We start from the raw sequence: 16,307 nt of genomic DNA on the forward strand, positions 1-16,307 counted from the left end.
AGGAGAGCAGTGGTCGTCATCGCGGGGGACTGAACGGGCCGGGGGCAGCCGAACGCTGGACGACGGTCGACAGGCGGACGACGTGCGCAAACAGCACGGCGAACGGCGCGAACGCGGCCGCGAGCGAGGCGCTAACCAGCAGCAACAAGGGAAACGCGTGGACCACCGGCGGGTAGCCGCTTGCGTAGATCATGACGACCAACGAGGCGGCGACCAGCGCGATCGCGCCGGTGTAGGCCAGTCGCCGCGAGAGACGAGCGAGCGAGCGCTGGATGTACAGCGTCGAGAAGTACTGCCCGGCGACTTCGAGCGTGGAGAGCGCCTCCTCGCTGTCGACGAGCGCCTCGCCGATGGCAGGGGGTGGATCGTTGCGCTCCCGGAGTCGACGGGAGGCAGCAAGACGGCTTCCGACCCCCTCGTCGAGCATCGGGAGTAGGACCTCGAACGTCGCGTCGGCGGGGCGGCACCGCTCGGTCAGCCGGGTGGCCAGATCGGTAACAGCGACGCCGTGGTCGTGGATCGGTCCGTCGCGGCCGGCCGTCGCCGAGACGACGGCGTCTGCACGGTCGTCGACAGCGGCGACCAGACCGCGCGTGAACGCGACCGGGTCAGCCGTAGCCTCGGCGACAGCCCCGTCGAGCGCCTCCGCCTCAGCACGAAACTCGTCTATCTCCTCGAGTCGCTCGCGGTGGCTCTCTGGCGTCCCCGTCAACCACGTCAACGCGAGTTGGTTGACCCCGATCACCACCGGGACAAACGAGAACAGCCCTGCGATGATAGTCGAGAACATCGTCGTGACGAAGTCGCTCTCGCGAACGCCGATGACGCCCGCGACGCCGAGGCCGAGGGTGCCGAAGAACACCACCGCGACGAAGGCGACGACGACGTGCGTGCGGTCGCCGGCGACGAGGAGCCAGCGGTTGGCGTCGTCGCGCGCTTCGCCGAACAGGATCTCACGGAAGCCGGTCAACAGCCACGAGAGGAGGGTCGCACCGACGCGGACGAGCAGCGTCGCGAGGGCGACCAGCAGTCGGGCGAGGACGCCGAAGAGCGTCGCCATCGCGTCGACGACTTCGCCGTCTTCGTGGGGTGTATTGCGGTCGATGCGCGCTTCGATGTGGTCGATGGTGTCCAGCGAATCGTCAACCCGCGTCGGCGGCGTTGGTTCGTCGCCGAGGGCGTCACCAGCGACGTCAGCCTGAGCGTCGCCACCGGTGGATCCGTCACCTCCGTCACCGCCGAATCTGTCGTCGCGGGTCACAACAGTCCTCCAGTGAGGAGGTCGCCGTGTGACAACTCGACCAGCAGGAACGTGACGACACCCAACAGCGCGAGCAGGCCGGCGACGAGTTTCAGGATGTGACCACGGGTACGCCGCAGTTGTGTCCAGTTGTCTGGGTGGTAGCCCAGCGACCACAAGGAGACGACCGCTGCCAACTCAATGGCGACGAAGTTCAGCCCGTTGACAGCGAGCGCGCCGACGACGAGTCGGGGTGCCCACCAGACGAGACCGACGCCGGCGACGCCGACGGGCGGCACGAGTGCCGACGCGAGCATCACCTGCGTCACGACCGTCGAACCGTCCGTCGAGAGCCCGACGGCACCCGCGATGCCGGAACCGAGGGCGACGACGAGCAGTAACATCGCCGAGGAGCCGAGACTGCTCGCGGAGACGACCGCGCTCGCGTCGAACACCCCGTCGGCGACCGGCGTGAGCCGAACCACGAGCGCGAAGCCGGTCGCGCTGGTGACACCGACGACGGTGCCCAGCGCCTGCATGAGCAGCCCGTCGCGTGCGAGGGAGTCGTCGCCGGTGACGGTGCCCACGCTGGCGGCCATCGCCGGCGCGAACAGCGGCGCGATCACCATCGCACCGAGGACGACCGTCAGGGAGTTCAACAGAAACCCTGCCGTCGCGAGCGTCGCGCCGATGGCCGTCAGCAAACAGTAGATGCGCGTCGCCGGGAGGATGTCACGCGCCGTCGACCGGAGTTCGTCACGGGCGATGCGGCGGCTGTCGGTAGGAGAGGCCTCGCCCTCGTCTTCGCGCAGGTGGTTGAACCGATCGGAGACGACAGCCTCTGCGTCTTGAACGACGGTGTAGGTGTCGCCGGTGACGCCGAGGTCGTCGAGGCGGTCGAGCACGGGTTCCACTGCATTCGCTGGCACCGGGAGCGACACCACCGTCGAGCCGTCGGTGTCGGAGCGATCCGTCACGACGTAGTCGAGTTCCTCCTCCTCCAACGCCGTGAGCACCGGGTCGATCACCTCCGCCCGAGTGGCGAGAATCTCGACGAGCCGCATATTCCGTTCGTGCATCCCGACGACTCACCACCACCGCTCACGAAGCGTCTCGGCTACGACGGCGTCGTCGAAGGCGGCCGTGTAGCGGGCGGCGATCGCGTTCCAGATGCGCTCCCCGCGGTCGCTCGGGTCACCCCGGCAGTCGGTCACACAGCGGGCGATCACTCCGTCGCCGACTGGGTGAAACCGCAGGTGGCCGTAACAGACGGGACAGCGCCACTCGGCGTGCGATCCCATCCACTCGACGTCGTGGCCTGCACGACGAAGGCGCTCGGCGAGGGCGTACCAGACGACGACGTCCCAGACGGCCTCACCACCGCCGGCGCGCTTGAGACGGCGGATCGCGAGCGCTGCCGCACGGTCGATCGACTCGTCGGCCGGTCCACTCGCGTTCCGACTGCGGCGGAAGTGGACGACGAGCGCCGTCGCCGACGAGCAGCGCTCGCCGTTCGTCAACTCGCCCGTCGGCTCGACGTCGGGCGGACTATCGTCGTCGATCGGGACTCGTTCGGCCCGCCCGCGATCGTCGTAGTGGAGTTCCTCAGACAGCGATGCACCGGTCGTCGGACAGAACGCGTTGCTACCTTTCATCGTTCTCGTGAACCTGTCGCTGGCGGGGTGCCGTCGTTCACGCTGCCGCGCATCGGGCCCCCGACTCGTCCGATTCGACGACCGGATGGGCCTTATATTTCGTACAATATATAGTGAAATATACTATCTGCCGAACCGAAGACTGGTCTGGGGGAGCAAAACACTGAGAGGAGCGGTGGGGAGCCCGTTCGGTCTACTTACCGCATCGAGACGACTGTCAGGAACACGAGCGCGACGAACTGCAGCGCCCGCATCGCCAGCACGGTCGACTGCGCGAGCGTCGACCCCGCGTACAGCATCCCCATATCGAAGAAGAAGAACAGGGCGACGAGGTTCTCGACGAGGAGGACGACCGCGAAGCCGAGCAAGCCGAGCGTGAGCGGCGTGCGGAACGTTCGGTAGTTGCGCCCCCAGACGACGAGCAACGCCAGCAGGAGGACGACGTTTAGCGCCGAAAGGGCGCTCGCGACGGTCAACAGGGAGGTCATCTGAGCCATAGTCAGTCGGTGGTGTCGGTGTCGTCAGTGGTGTGGTGGTCACTCGGGTCGGTCGTGTCGATTCGATCGGTGATCCGCTCGAACGACTCGCGGTGGCGCTCGAAGCGATCGGTGAGGAAGTACAGTTTGCCGTACTCCTCGGCGCCGGGTTCGACCACGTCGTGGTCGACGAGCATATCGAGGTGATGCCGGACGGTGTTGTAGTCTACGTCGAGTTCGGCCGCCAGTTGGTTGGCGTTGCGCGGCCGGTCGTCGAGGATCCGGATGATCCGCGCGCGGTTGACGCCGCCGCGGGTGCCGGCCAGTAGATACCACAACGCCTTCTCCATACTGTGTACTCGGATATGCTCGGTGTATCGCCCTAAAACGTTCGCAGCCGCGAGCGTCGCCGTCACGCGTTCACGGTCCGTGACACCCAGCCTGCGGGGCCGTTGGGGAACGACCCCCGCTCGTCCTCCGGTTGGAGCGTGCCGGTGCCATCCGTCGCCCGGACGACCACCTCGTGTTCTGTGCCGGGCGAGTCGTAGCGGTGGACCCACTGGCGCCACACGTCGTCACCGGGAAGCGGTTCCGAGAGGGACGCATCCGTCCACGTCTCGCCGCCGTCGACGGACACCTCGACGCGGTCGACGCCGCGCGTCCCGGCGTAGGCGTGGCCTGCGACTTCGATGCGGCCGTCGTCGAGGCGGTTGATCACGTGGAGTTTGGCGACCGTCTCGACGGGGCCGGTGCCGTGCCAGCCGCGCTGTTCCCAGTAGCCGTCCATCGGTTCGTCGAGGATCTCGATCTCGGTGAGCCACTTGACGTTGATCTCACCCCAGTGACCGGGAATGAGCGCCCGGACGGGCGCGCCGTGGCCGCGGGGGAGCGGGGCGCCGTTCATTCCGTACGCGAGGAAGCCCGACCGGAGCGCAGACACGGAGAACTCCTCGAAGAAGCCGTCGGCCGCACGGAGCATCACGTACTCCCCCTGCGGGTTCGCTGCCTCGACGATGTCCATCAGCGGGGTGCCCGTCCAGAGGGCGTTGTCCATCTTCTTGCCGTTGAGTCGCTCGCCGACACAGCGGAGCGTGTTGAACCGATGTTCGGGGTCGCGACTCGTGAGGTCGTCGTAGGTGTACTCCGCTTCCATCTCGACAGCCCCCGTCACCGACAGCGTCCACTCGTCCGGGTCGGGCGTTGGGTCGACCTGGTTGATGTCGACCGTGTAGAACTCGTCGCTGACGAGTGGCTCTAACCCCTCAACGTCCAGCGAGTTGTCGCGGGCCATCCCGAGGAGTTGGCCCTCGGGAGAGTCAGCGGGGACCGTCGCGTCGGCGTCGCCCGCCGAGACGGTGCGCCGAGAGCCGAGGACGCCACCGGCGAACACGAGGCCGATGGCCGCCGCGAGACTCCCGAGGGCGGCCCGCCTCCCGGCCGGCGCGGGCTCTACCGACCGGCTGGCCAGCGTCGCAACGCCGAGCGGAATCGACGCACCGACCGTCGCCCCGAGCGCGGAGGCGGCGTCGCCGCCGAGTGCGAACGAGAAGAGGAGGACGGCCACCAGCGAGAGCGTCGTCGCGGCGACGGGGGCGTCGAATCGGTCGGCGTCGACGGCGGCCGCCGCGCGGTGAACCGTCCAGACGACGGCCGCGAACAGGAGGGCCGTGAGCGCGAGCGCCAGCAGGAACGCGAGGCTGTCGCCGAGGCTGCCGAGCAGCAGGATGGAGTAGCGGATGATGACGTCGGGTGTGGCCGCGACGACCACCTCGGCGACCGGAGCGGCGACGAACCCCGGGAGGCGGCCAGCGACCGCGAACGATCCGGCGACGGCACCGACTCCCGCCGCCACCGCGAGCAGAACCGCTGGGCCGTGCTCACGGACGACCGCCGCCAGCGCCGTGGTGCGTGCGTCGTGCTCCATACTGACACGAACGGCGTTCTGCGTCATAGGGATTGTTCGAACTCGGGGCGAGGTCCGCACAAGGTCCGTGCAAACTCCGTACAAACTTCGTCTCGACTCCCTCGACGCCGACCATCCACTCACTCGCCGCAGGTCGAGAGACAGCTGTGCGAGCCGAAGACAGTTCAGCGAGATAAAATTTCAGCCTTCGAAGAGTTATAATTCTGCTTAGAGCCGTGTAATTTATTTACCCTGTTTTCGTAGCCTCACTCGCAACTGAGTATAGATAGATGGGGGGGAGCACACATCCACGCAGACAGCGTCTGCTAACGGCACTGGTAGTATCAATATTGATAACATCGCTCGTCGCGTTCGCGGGCACGTCCGCTGCGGTGCGGACGACCGTAGACGGTCCCGACGAGGTGACGCGACCCGACGCGGTGGCGTTCACTTCGACGGTCGACGTCCGCGACGACGAACGCGTTCGGATCGACAGCCTCACGCTGACGATCCAACCCGAGGACTCGCCCGACGAGGCGGTTCGCGTCACGTTCGCGCCAAACGGGTCTGTCCTGGCGATAACGCCGTCTTCGGGCGTCGCTGGACAGGGGGAGATTCGGATCGAACAACTGCGACGGTCACTCGATGTCACCGTCTCCGGTACCGACGGTGCCTACGGATACGGCTACGGCTACGACGGTGGAATCGACGAACGCGCGGGTGAGAACGGCTCCGACGCCGCCGTCGGCTACGGCTACGGCTACGCCGACACCTCGATTACCGTCGAGGCCGCCTTCGACTCGCGGGCGCTCAAACACGGGAACTACGAGGTCTTCCTCACCGTGAACACGCCCGAGGAAGACGACCGCTTCCGTTCGAACGTCGAGTCGTTCGAGGTCCTCGTGCCCGGGAACGGGTCGCCGCCCGACCGCGGTGAAGGGCCCGATAACGGCCCCGACGACGCTGAGAACGCGGACGACGCGGACGATGCAGACGGCGCTGAAGATGCGGACGGCGCAGACGAGTCCGACGACGCTGACGACACAGAAGACGCCGACGAGGAGGCGACGGAGACAGAGTCCGAGGAGGAGTCTGAATCCGACGAGGCCGAAGACGCCGACTCCGACGACCGCGGGAACGGCAACGGACCGCCGTCGAACCCCGGGAACGGCAACGGCCCACCAGACCACGCGAACGGCAACGGGCCGCCCGAGGACGTCCCGCGAGGCGGGCGCTGATCGACTGAGACACACTCATGTCTGATCAGAACACGCTCCCGTTTGAGCGACTGGTACATCGATTCGCCCACGCCGTCCGCACCGTCAGCACCGACGACCTCGTCCACCACGGCGGGGTGATGGCCGCCGCGACCGTTGTCGCCGGTGGCTTCAACTACGGCTATCAGGTGTTCGTCGGCCGCGTCCTCGGCGCGGAGGCGTACGGCGCGTTCGGCGCGTTGTTCGCGCTGTTTTACCTCCTGCACGTCGTCGGCCGCGGCGTCAGGTTCAGCGCCTCTCGCTTCGCCGCCGAACTCGACGGCCCCAACGAACGCGCCGCGTTCTATCGCGGCTTCCTGCTGCGTTCGACGGCCCTCGGCGTCGTGGGGACGGTCCTCCTCGTCGCCGCAAGCCCCGTCATCGCGGGCTTTCTCGGCCTCGACTCCGCCGCACCGGTGACGGTCGTCGCCGTCGCCATCGGCGTCGAACTCGTGTTGACCGCGAACCAGGGGACGCTACAGGGCCTCCAGCGGTTCGGTGCCCTCGGCGCGTTCAAGGTGGCGCAGGCGGCCGTGAAACTCGCGCTTGGCGTCGCCCTCGTCCTCGCCGGCCTCCGACTGTACGGCGCGTTCGCCGCGGTGGCGTTGGGGTCGGCGGTCGTCCTCGCCGCCTCGACTGCGTACCTCCTCTGGAACCTCGGTCGACCGGCGGCCGCCACGACCCAATTCCGCTACCGCCGGGCGTACCGCTACGTCGTCCCGGCCGCCATCGCGGGGTTTTGTCTCACGGTGCCGGCCAACGCCGACGTCATCGTGGTCAAGCACTTCTTCCCGGCCGTCGACGCCGGCTACTACGCCGCCGCGTCGGTGTTCGGGAAGGTGCTGTTGTTCCTGCCGATGGGCATCTCGACGGCACTGTTCCCGAAGGTGACGGCCGACCACGCCGCCGCACGGAACAAGCGGCTGCACGCACTGTTCGACCGCGCACTCGCGTATGCAGCGCTCGTCGGGGTCGGTGGCGCAGTCGGCTTCTGGCTGTTCGCCGAACGACTCCTCGCACTCGCGTACGGCCCCGAGTACGTCGCCGCCGCGCCGCTGGTCCGCTGGTACGGCCTCGCCATCGTCGGCGTCGTCCTCGCCGTCGTCGTCTTGAACTTCGAGTTGGCCCGCGACCGCACCGGCTACGTCTACGTGTTCGCCGTCGGCTCGGTGGTCGAACTCGCGCTCATCTGGACGTTCCACGCTTCGCTGATCCAAGTCGCACAGATCGTCCTGATCTCGAACGCCGCGCTGTTCCTCGTTGGCCTCGCGGCGGTGAAACTCGACGTCGACCTGGACCCGACCCGCCTCACGACCACCTCCACCGACTCTTCCAATGAACGCTGACAGTCCACACACCCGCACAGACACCGAACCCACAGCACAGTCCGCCGACCACGCCCGCGACCAGCCACACGACCGCTCGCCCGAGCGCTCGGTCGTCCTCCCGGTGTATCAAGAACGACCGGACGTGTGGACGGGACTCGTCGAACGCCTCCTGATCGCCGGGTGGGACGAAGTCGTCGTCTGCCTCGACGCCCCCGACGACGAGACGGCCGCCGCCGCCGACCGCGTCGGTGAACACGACGGCGTCACGCTCGCGACGAGCGACGACCGCCGCGGGAAAGGCGGTGCGCTCCGCGACGGCCTCGCGGCCGCCGACGGCGACGTACTGGGCTTCGTCGACGCCGACGGCGCGGTGACGGTCGACGCCCTCGACCGTCTCTACCGGACCGTCGAGTGGGGCACCGCCGCCGTCGCCGCCGGGTCGCGAGACGCCGGCGACGCCGACCGGACGGGCCAGTCGCTCGTCCGACGGACGCTCGGCCGGGGCTACCGTCTGCTCGCGCGTGGGATGACGGGTGTTCCCGTCAGCGACTTCCAGTGTGGCGCGAAGGCGTTCCGTCGCGAGGTGTGGACGGCAATCGCCGCCGACGTCGACGAGACGGGGTTCGCATTCGACACCGAACTGCTCGCGCTGGCGCACCGCCACGACTTCGACATTCGCGAGGTGCCCATCGCGTGGGACGACCCCGGCGACAGCGACGTCGACGTCGGCACGGACGCACCCGCCCTGTTCCGGTCGCTGCTCCGCATCCGGCGGTCGCTCCCGGAGACGCCGCGAGCGCTCTCCGACGGCGGGGCCAACGCCGAGGCAGACACTGGCCCGACTGTCGACACCAGCCCAGACGCCGACGACCCGATGCACGTCGCACTCGTCACCTCGCACCCGCCTAACCGAGGCCACCTCGCGGAGTACGGCGAGGAGTTAGCCCGATCGTACGCCGCCCGCGACGACACCGAAGTGACGGTGTTCGCACGGCGTACGGACCGCGCTCCGGCGGTCGAGGACCGCGGTGACTACGAGGTGCGTCGCGTGTGGGCCCGCGACTCCGCTCGCTCGGCGTGGGACCTCGTCCGCGAACTCCGCGAGGACGAGTACGACGCCGTCCAGTTCAACCTCCACATGACGTACTTCGGGACGACGAACGCCTACCGGTTCCTCGGCCTTGCACTGCCGCCGCTGTGTCGGGCCCTGCTGGACGTGCCCGTCGTCACGACGCTGCACGACCTCCTCGAAATCGTCGAGGACGACCACGTCGACGACACCGTCGGCACGCTCGAACGCGTCGGCGCGCGGGCGGCCACGCAACTGGTGCTTCTGTCGGACGCGACCACCGTGACCGCCGCCGAGTACCGCGACATCGTCGCCGAACGCTACCCGCTGGGTGACCCGGTCCACGTCCCGCACGGGACGTTCAAGCGGGCCGACGGTGGGGTCGCGCCGCTGGACCCGCCGCTGCGCCTGCTCGTGTTCGGCTTCCTCGGCCCGACGAAAGACATCGAGACGACCGTCCGCGCGTTCCGCGAGGTGCGCGAGGCGGTGCCGAACGCCGAACTCGTGATCGCAGGGGGGTCACACCCCGACTACCCCGGCCACCGCGAGCAACTGGAGGCTCGCTTCGGCGACGAACCGGGCGTCACCTTCACCGGCTACGTCGAGGAGGACGACCTCGACGACGTGTGGGGGTCGGCCACCGCCGTTCTGATGCCGTACCACACTTGCACCGGCGTCAGCGGCGTCTTCCAACTCGCCAAGTCCTACGGCAAGCCCGTCATCGCCTTCGAGAACGAGGGAATGCGTACCTCCACCGTCGAGACGGGCGGGGAAGCCGCGTTCGTCGACCCCGACTCGCCCACGGCGCTCGCCGAGGGCATCGTCGACCTCTGGAACGACCGCGACCGCCTGCGCGACATCGCCCGTACCAACGCCGCCGCTGGCGACCGTGTCAGTATGGCCGAGACGACCGACCAGATGGTCGACCTGCTCACGGACCCGTCGACACCGCCGACGGCCGCCGCGACCGACGGAGGTGAGGATGCGTGAGCCAACGACCTGAGGGACGGCCGACCGGCCGCGACGTACTCGCTCGCCTCGACGGCGACGACTGCACGCTGCCCGCCTGCGACGGGACGCTCGACCGACAGCCGTTCAAACAGACGGACGCAGTCGTCTGCGACGAGTGCGGGACGCCGCAAGTGCGGGTGTGGGACGATGACTGAGCGCGAGTCCGCCGCCGACACGGACGACGGAACCGACGAGGGATCCACCCTCGACGACGTGACCCGGAGACTCGCACAGCGGCTCCCACACAGCGTCAAGCGCCTGCTCGCGGTGCCGTACAATCGCGTGCAGCGAGTCCGCGCAGATCGGTCGTTCGCGCATCGTGCCGACCAGTTCCCGTCGCTGGCACCTGCGAACGACGCACCCCGACACGTCGTCTGCGTGGTCGTCGACGCGCTTCGTGCCGACGTGGTCGACAGCGAGACGACGCCGTTTCTCGCACAGCGACAAGTCGACACCGCCGTCACGCCGTCACCGTGGACGTTCCCTGCCGTCACGTCGCTGCTCACCGGGCGCTACCCCCACGAACACGGGTCGATGCGCCAGTCCGACGACGCCGACCGAGGCGCACGCGATCTGGTCATCCCGCCGACGCTCCCGGAGGAAGAACGGACGTTCTCTGAACTGTTCGCCGCCGCGGGCTACGACACTTACGGCGGCTTCGCGTTCCACATGCCGTTCTTCGCGGTGGGCGGTCGCTTCGCGACGAACCGCGTGTACGACGACGCGCCCGCCACGACTGTTATCGACGACTTCCTCCAGTGGTTCGACCGCCGACGCGACGGGCGGACCTGCTCGTACCTCCACCTCGGCGACCTCCACGAACCGGTCGACCCACCGACGGCGTACTGGGACCGCTTCGACGTCGACGACTCCATCGACGGGATTCGGCGGTGGCGCTTCCGCGCCGATACCGACCCCGGTCCCGAGGGTGAGCGCTACCGCCGACACCGTCGCCGCCTGTACCGCGCGGCCGCGGCCCACGTCGACGCCCGACTGGAAGTGCTCCGTGAGCGACTGCCCGACGACGTGGCACTCGTCGTGACCGGCGACCACGGCGAGGCACTGTGGGAGCAGTCCACCCTCGACCGCCGCACGTTCCGCGACTCTCGCCCGGCGTACGGCATCGACCACGGGGGCACGCCGTTCGAGGCGGTCGCGCGAGTGCCGCTGGCAGTCGACGGACTCGACGTTCGCGACAGGGGGACGCCCTCGCTGGTCGACATCGCGCCGACGCTGTTGGACGCGCTTGGGCAGATGGAGACGCTGGCGACCAGCGGGTGTTCGCTCTCGCGGGGCGTCCCCGAAGACCGGGTGCCACTCGTCGAGGCCGCCCGCTACGGCCACGAGAAGAAGGCCGTCTACCGCGACGGCTGGAAACTGATCGTCTCCCGCGGCGACGACGCCGCGGTGGGCTTTCGCCTCCCCGACGACTCGGGCGCAACCGCCGAGGAGGCCGACCTCCCACCAGACGTGGAGGCCGACCTCTACGACGCGCTTCCCGCGTGGCCCGACGGGACCGAGCCTGAACGCCGGGTGTCGGGAATGGCCCAACAGCGCCTGGAGGACCTGGGCTATGTGTGAGGTGCGACGGGGATGAGCGACTCGCAGGGCACTCGATTCGGCCTCGACGTCTCCCGCGACGACCTCGCGCCCCACGCCGTCGGGACGGGGCTGTTCCTGCTGGCGTACGCGATGCTCCTCCGCGGCGTCGAACTGGGTCGACTGTACGCCTTCGGCGACTTCGTCCCCTACTACGGCGGCCGGGCGTTCGCGAAGTTCCTCGGGACGTGGCACGAAGGTGGTCTCGGCTTCCCGTACGTGTACAACGTGATGCCCGCGTATCTCGGGACGGTAACCGCGGTGGGCGGAGCGCTCGGACAGAACCTGTTTTACCTCGCGCTTGTCCCCGCTGGCTTCGCGGCGTTCTTCGTGTTCGCAGGCCGCTTCGTCGAGCGCCCGATCCCACGCTACCTTGCGGCCGCCGTGTACGCCATCAACCCCGTCACCATCGGCGAGTTCGTCAACGGCGGCGTCTCGACGCTCATCGGCTTCGTCGGCTTCCCGCTCATCGTCCACTTCCTCTACGAGATAGACGAACGCGACACGTGGCGGCCCGCCGTCCTCGTCGGCGTCGTGTTCGGCGCGACCGCTATCGTGCCGTGGCTCGTCTTCTGGATGATCGGTCCGTTCGCCGCCTACTTCGCGTACCGCTCGCGCGACAACCTCCCGAAACTCGCGAAGTTCGTCGCCAGCGGTGGGCTCGGTGTCGTCCTCTCGCTGCCGAACGTCCACCACATCCTCCAGCGAGCCGCCGGCTTCGGCGACGGCGACGGCGTCCTCTGGACCACCCTGCAGTGGAACTACGAGCAAGCCGACCCGCTGGCGGTCCTCCGACTCGCCGGCAACCACGGGATGCTCGCGATGAACCAACTCGGTTACAACACCGATCCGACGATGGTCATCGGCCTCGTCATCCCGCTGGTCGCCCTGTTCGCGGTCGAACGCGAGCGCCTCCGCTTGTACTACGCCATCGCAGTCGGCTGTGTCGCGTTCGTCTCACTCACCTGGCTGCAACTGACGTACCCGCTGTTCGAGACCATCCCGCTGTTCTGGTCGGTGCGCAACCCCGCGAAACTCCAGTACCCACTCCTGTTGTCGCTGAGCCTTCTGTTCGGCGCGGGCTTGGAGACGGTCCTCCACGGCACGCGGGCAGGGACTCTCGCCCAAGGTGCCTTCGACCTCGACGCGCATCGCTCGCGGGCGAGTGACGCCCGCGACCCCCTGATCCGTGGTCTCCTCGTCGGCCTCGTCGTCCTCTCGCTGGTCGCGTACGCCGCCCCTGCGGCGGGCGCGTTCGGCTTGGAGGGCGTCCGCGGCGACGACTACGCCGTGCCCGCGGAGTACGAGACGGTCGCCGACGAGTTGGACGGCCGGGCGCTGTGGGTACCGTACGGCTACACCACGCAACTGCGCCTGCGCGACACCCATCCGAACCACGTCGGCATCAAGAGCGGCGGCCTCGTCCAGGGCATCCCGAACGTCGAGTACGTCACTCACCTGTTCGAGGACGTCGCCGCCGGCGACCCCGTCCACGGGCGACTGCGCGACCTCGGCGTGCAGTACGTCGTCGTCGAGTCGGACCCGCCGGGCGCGTACGGGAACGGCGCGCCGCGCGTGCAGTCGAAGTGGGGGTCGCCGTGGCTGTTCGGCGACCCCGCGACGCTGAACGCCCGCTTCGCTGAGTCGTCGGCGTACGAACGCGCCTTCACGACCAACGGGTTCACCGTCTACCGCGTGACCGGCGTCCCCGACCGCGACCGCGTCGTACAAGAGCGGGGTCTCCACGCGCTGGTGTACTCCGAGTCGACCGACACAGAGGTCGTCGGGGAGAACCTGCTCGCGAACCCCTCGTTCGACGACGGAACTGGTGGCTGGTGGACGCCGTCCAACGAGTCCGGACGGACGACCGAGTACGTCGGGACAAGCGGGGGCGGCGGCGTCGAACTCGCGGTCGACGGCGACACCCAGCCGTTGCCCGTCGCACAGGCGGTGTCGACGCGCGACGGCTACCCGTACCGCGTCGACGTGAACGCGACCGGCGCGGGCGTCGCCACCCTCTACTGGTACGAGGGCGAGAAGTCGCCCGACTCGCTGGTCACCCGCGAGGTCGTCCCGCTGTCGGCGTTCCCGCAGGCGGTGACCGCGAAGGGCGACACGTTGTCGATTCGGATCAAGCCGAACGCTTCCAGTGAGATACGCGTCCGCAAGGTGACGGTCGCGCGGTCGACGTACCCCGCGGCGACTGGCTTCACCGCGAACGGCGAGGGGATACCGGGCGTCGTCGTCGACGGACGTGACGATCCGCCCGAGAACGCCACCGTCGTCGCGGTCAACCTTGGAGCCGAGGCGGCCGCCGACGCTGACGCGACCGTGCGCGTCGTCGACGCCGAGACGGTCCTCGACGGGCAGTTGGCGTTCAACGACACCCTCCGGCAGGGTGCCGGAATCGTAATCGAGGAGGGCGAACGGCCGGACGCCGTCCCCGACGACGCACGACTCGTCACCCGTGAGACGGAGAACGGGACCGTCCTCGACTACTGGGTCGCGGGTGAGTTCGACGAGACGCCGGTGACGACCGTCCGCACCTCCTACGCCGCTGGCTGGTCCGGGTCGCCCGACGCCGAGCACTTCCGGGCGCAGGGGTGGGCGAACGGCTTCACCGACACGACGCCCGAGGAGGTGGCGTGGACCGGCGGCGGCCTCCGCGGCCTCGTCGTCCGGGTGTGGCTGGCCGCGTGGGCGCTGACGCTGCTCGCACTCACCGCCCCACCGGTCGTCCGCCGACTCCGGGAACGCTATGACGACGGGGGTTCCACCGACCTGCCGTGAACCTCCGGGGGGACGACAGCCACGGCGACCGCGGTGAGTTCGGCGACGGTGACGACCGCGGCGACCGTGACAGGCGCGACGGCCGCGAGCGCCGTCGGCGCGAGAACCGCCTCGCGGCGGGCCTGTTCCTCGCGGTCGCAGCGCTCGCGTTCCTCCCGCCGTTAGGTCCTGGCGAGGGCTTCCTCCCCGCGCTAGATATGGTGTTCGCGCCGGACGCCTCCCACCTCCAGTTCGCGCTCGACGCGAAGGGGCCGCTGTACTACGGTCGCCTCCCGTTCGTCGCACTGGTGGACGCCGTGTCCGCGGTCGTCCCCGCGTGGGTCGTCCAGCGTGTGATCCTCGTCGGCATCGTCGCGGGCGCTGGCTACGTAGGCTACGCCGCGGCAGGCGCACTACTCGGGAAGACGAGCGACGGGACCGCCCCGTTCGTGGCCCGCCTGTTTGCGGGGCTACTGTTCGCCGTCAATCCGTTTCTGTACGTCCGCCTCCTCGCGGGCCAGTGGTTCTTCGCGCTCGGGTACGCCGTCCTCCCGCTGGCGGTCGTCGCCTTCCACGCGTACGTCGCCGGCGAGGAGTCCCGACCGACCCGTGCGCTCGCGTGGGTGACGCTCGTCGCCGTATTCGACCCGCACGCGGCCGTCCTCGCGGCAGTCGGGGGCGCGGTCCTCTTCGTCGTCGAGGTCGCCGCCGCGGGCGTCGACACCGACGCCGCCCGGGAGACGGTCGCCCGCGCCGTGCGGTTCTGTGCGCTCGCGGTCGGCGTCAACGCCTACTGGCTGTTGCCGGCGGTCGCGGCCGTCCTCGGCGGCGACTCGCACCTGTCGACCGTCGATGGTGCAGACCTGGCCGCGTTCAGTCCCCGCGGGAGCGTCCTCGGCAACGTCCCGCTGTCGGTGGCGATGCTGTACGGCTTCTGGCGCGAGGGGTACGTCTACCCGTTCGACGTGGCGCCGCTGTGGCTTGTCGTCTGCGGGTTCGTCTTCCTCCTCACGCTCGCGGTGTACGGGTGGCTGATCACCGACAGCCCGGCGGCGACGGGGTTCGCGCTCGTCGGTCTCGTGGCGGCCGTCCTCGGTCTCGGCGTCGCAGTGCCCGCCGTCGCGCCGGTGTACCGCGCGTTCGCGACGACGCCCGTCGGCGCGGGGATGCGCGAGGCAGGGAAGTTCGTCGGCCTCCTCGCGGTGGCGTACGCGCTCCTCGGTGCGTTGGGCGTGCGGCAGATCCGGGCAGATCTGACGAGACTCGCGGAACGACGCTCGCTCACGGCCGACCGCCGACGCCTGCTCGCCGGCCTCCTCCTCGTCTGCGTGGTCGCGCTCCCCGTGACGTACACCGCGCCGATGGTCGCCGGCTTCGGCGGCCAGTTCGAGGCGACCGACTACCCCGACGACTGGCACGCCGTCGAGGAGCAACTGGCCGACGACGACGCCGAGTTTCGGACGCTGTATCTCCCGTGGCACCAGTACATACGCTACGAGTGGGCGGGCGGCACCGTCGCCGCGCCCGCGCCGCTGTTCTTCGGGCCGGACACCGTCGCGAGCCGTGACCCCGACCTCGGCATCGGGAGTCAGGCGACCGACCCGACCCACCGACGGATCGGTGCCCTCCTGGCAGACGACCCCGGCGACGGGTTCGGCGCGGCCGTCGCGCCGCTGGGCGTGAAGTACGTCGTCGTCTCGCAGACAGCAGACTACGAGCGCTACGTCACCCTCGACGCCGACCCCGCGCTCGAAACGGTGTATCGCGGTGACCGCCTCGTCCTCTACGAGAACCGCGCGTTCGACGGCGGCGACCCGGCCTCGTGGCCGGCGGATGGCCCTGCCGTCCCTTGGTCGGCGCTCGCGTTCGGGTCGGTCGTCTCGCTGGCGACCGTCGGCGGGAGTCTGCGGAAGTTGGTCGGTCGACGGACGAGGCCCCGTGATTGAAACGGATTACTTCCCCGTACACACGGCTTTGCCCACAGCGAACGAACCGGTACGG

General features: G+C 69.1%; 13 protein-coding genes. 7 read left to right on the forward strand and 6 right to left on the reverse strand.

The window, feature by feature from the left end; genetic code table 11:
* Positions 1-16 precede the first annotated feature (16 nt).
* The 6 genes from P0D77_RS00370 to P0D77_RS00395 form a co-directional block, all read right to left on the reverse strand.
* Positions 17-1,261, reverse strand: coding sequence for a DUF7972 family membrane protein (locus P0D77_RS00370; RefSeq protein WP_277554131.1), 1,245 nt, complete (start codon positions 1,259-1,261; stop codon positions 17-19).
* On the reverse strand, positions 1,258-2,319 hold the full coding sequence (locus P0D77_RS00375; protein ID WP_277554132.1) for a DUF389 domain-containing protein: 1,062 nt from the start codon (positions 2,317-2,319) through the stop codon (positions 1,258-1,260). Before P0D77_RS00375 ends, P0D77_RS00370 begins: the two co-directional genes overlap by 4 nt.
* Positions 2,320-2,328: 9 nt before the next feature.
* Positions 2,329-2,895 (reverse strand): hypothetical protein, encoded by a 567-nt coding sequence (locus P0D77_RS00380; protein ID WP_277554133.1) that lies wholly within the window; start codon positions 2,893-2,895, stop codon positions 2,329-2,331.
* A 197-nt stretch (positions 2,896-3,092) separates the two neighbouring features.
* On the reverse strand, positions 3,093-3,392 hold the full coding sequence (locus tag P0D77_RS00385; protein ID WP_432764817.1) for a DUF8036 family membrane protein: 300 nt from the start codon (positions 3,390-3,392) through the stop codon (positions 3,093-3,095).
* A 2-nt stretch (positions 3,393-3,394) separates the two neighbouring features.
* Positions 3,395-3,721 carry a winged helix-turn-helix domain-containing protein gene (locus P0D77_RS00390; protein WP_277554136.1) on the reverse strand — a complete coding sequence of 109 codons (327 nt, stop codon included), beginning with the start codon at positions 3,719-3,721 and terminating at the stop codon, positions 3,395-3,397.
* 62 nt (positions 3,722-3,783) lie between these two features.
* Positions 3,784-5,295, reverse strand: a complete 1,512-nt coding sequence (locus P0D77_RS00395; RefSeq protein WP_277554137.1) for a molybdopterin-dependent oxidoreductase — start codon at positions 5,293-5,295, stop codon at positions 3,784-3,786.
* Positions 5,296-5,624: 329 nt separating this feature from the next.
* Here P0D77_RS00395 and P0D77_RS00400 point away from each other — a divergent pair, with 329 nt between their 5' ends.
* The 7 genes from P0D77_RS00400 to P0D77_RS00430 are packed head-to-tail and all read left to right on the forward strand — an operon-like array spanning position 5,625 to position 16,252.
* Positions 5,625-6,512 (forward strand): hypothetical protein, encoded by an 888-nt coding sequence (locus P0D77_RS00400; protein ID WP_277554138.1) that lies wholly within the window; start codon positions 5,625-5,627, stop codon positions 6,510-6,512.
* A 17-nt stretch (positions 6,513-6,529) separates the two neighbouring features.
* On the forward strand, positions 6,530-7,876 hold the full coding sequence (locus P0D77_RS00405) for an oligosaccharide flippase family protein (RefSeq protein ID WP_277554139.1): 1,347 nt from the start codon (positions 6,530-6,532) through the stop codon (positions 7,874-7,876).
* Entirely contained in the window at positions 7,866-9,917 is a 2,052-nt protein-coding gene (locus tag P0D77_RS00410) for a glycosyltransferase (protein ID WP_277554140.1), read from the forward strand. Before P0D77_RS00405 ends, P0D77_RS00410 begins: the two co-directional genes overlap by 11 nt.
* Positions 9,914-10,093 (forward strand): HVO_A0556 family zinc finger protein, encoded by a 180-nt coding sequence (locus P0D77_RS00415; RefSeq protein WP_277554141.1) that lies wholly within the window; start codon positions 9,914-9,916, stop codon positions 10,091-10,093. Before P0D77_RS00410 ends, P0D77_RS00415 begins: the two co-directional genes overlap by 4 nt.
* Entirely contained in the window at positions 10,086-11,519 is a 1,434-nt protein-coding gene (locus tag P0D77_RS00420) for a sulfatase-like hydrolase/transferase (RefSeq protein ID WP_277554142.1), read from the forward strand. The genes P0D77_RS00415 and P0D77_RS00420 overlap by 8 nt, the downstream gene beginning before the upstream one ends.
* 12 nt (positions 11,520-11,531) lie before the next feature.
* On the forward strand, positions 11,532-14,327 hold the full coding sequence (locus P0D77_RS00425) for a hypothetical protein (protein ID WP_277554143.1): 2,796 nt from the start codon (positions 11,532-11,534) through the stop codon (positions 14,325-14,327).
* Complete coding sequence (locus tag P0D77_RS00430; protein WP_277554144.1) at positions 14,324-16,252, forward strand: hypothetical protein; 1,929 nt, start codon at positions 14,324-14,326, stop codon at positions 16,250-16,252. Before P0D77_RS00425 ends, P0D77_RS00430 begins: the two co-directional genes overlap by 4 nt.
* The last annotated feature ends 55 nt before the right edge of the window (positions 16,253-16,307 follow it).

This window comes from Halobaculum limi, from assembly GCF_029490015.1.
Lineage (GTDB): Archaea > Halobacteriota > Halobacteria > Halobacteriales > Haloferacaceae > Halobaculum > Halobaculum limi.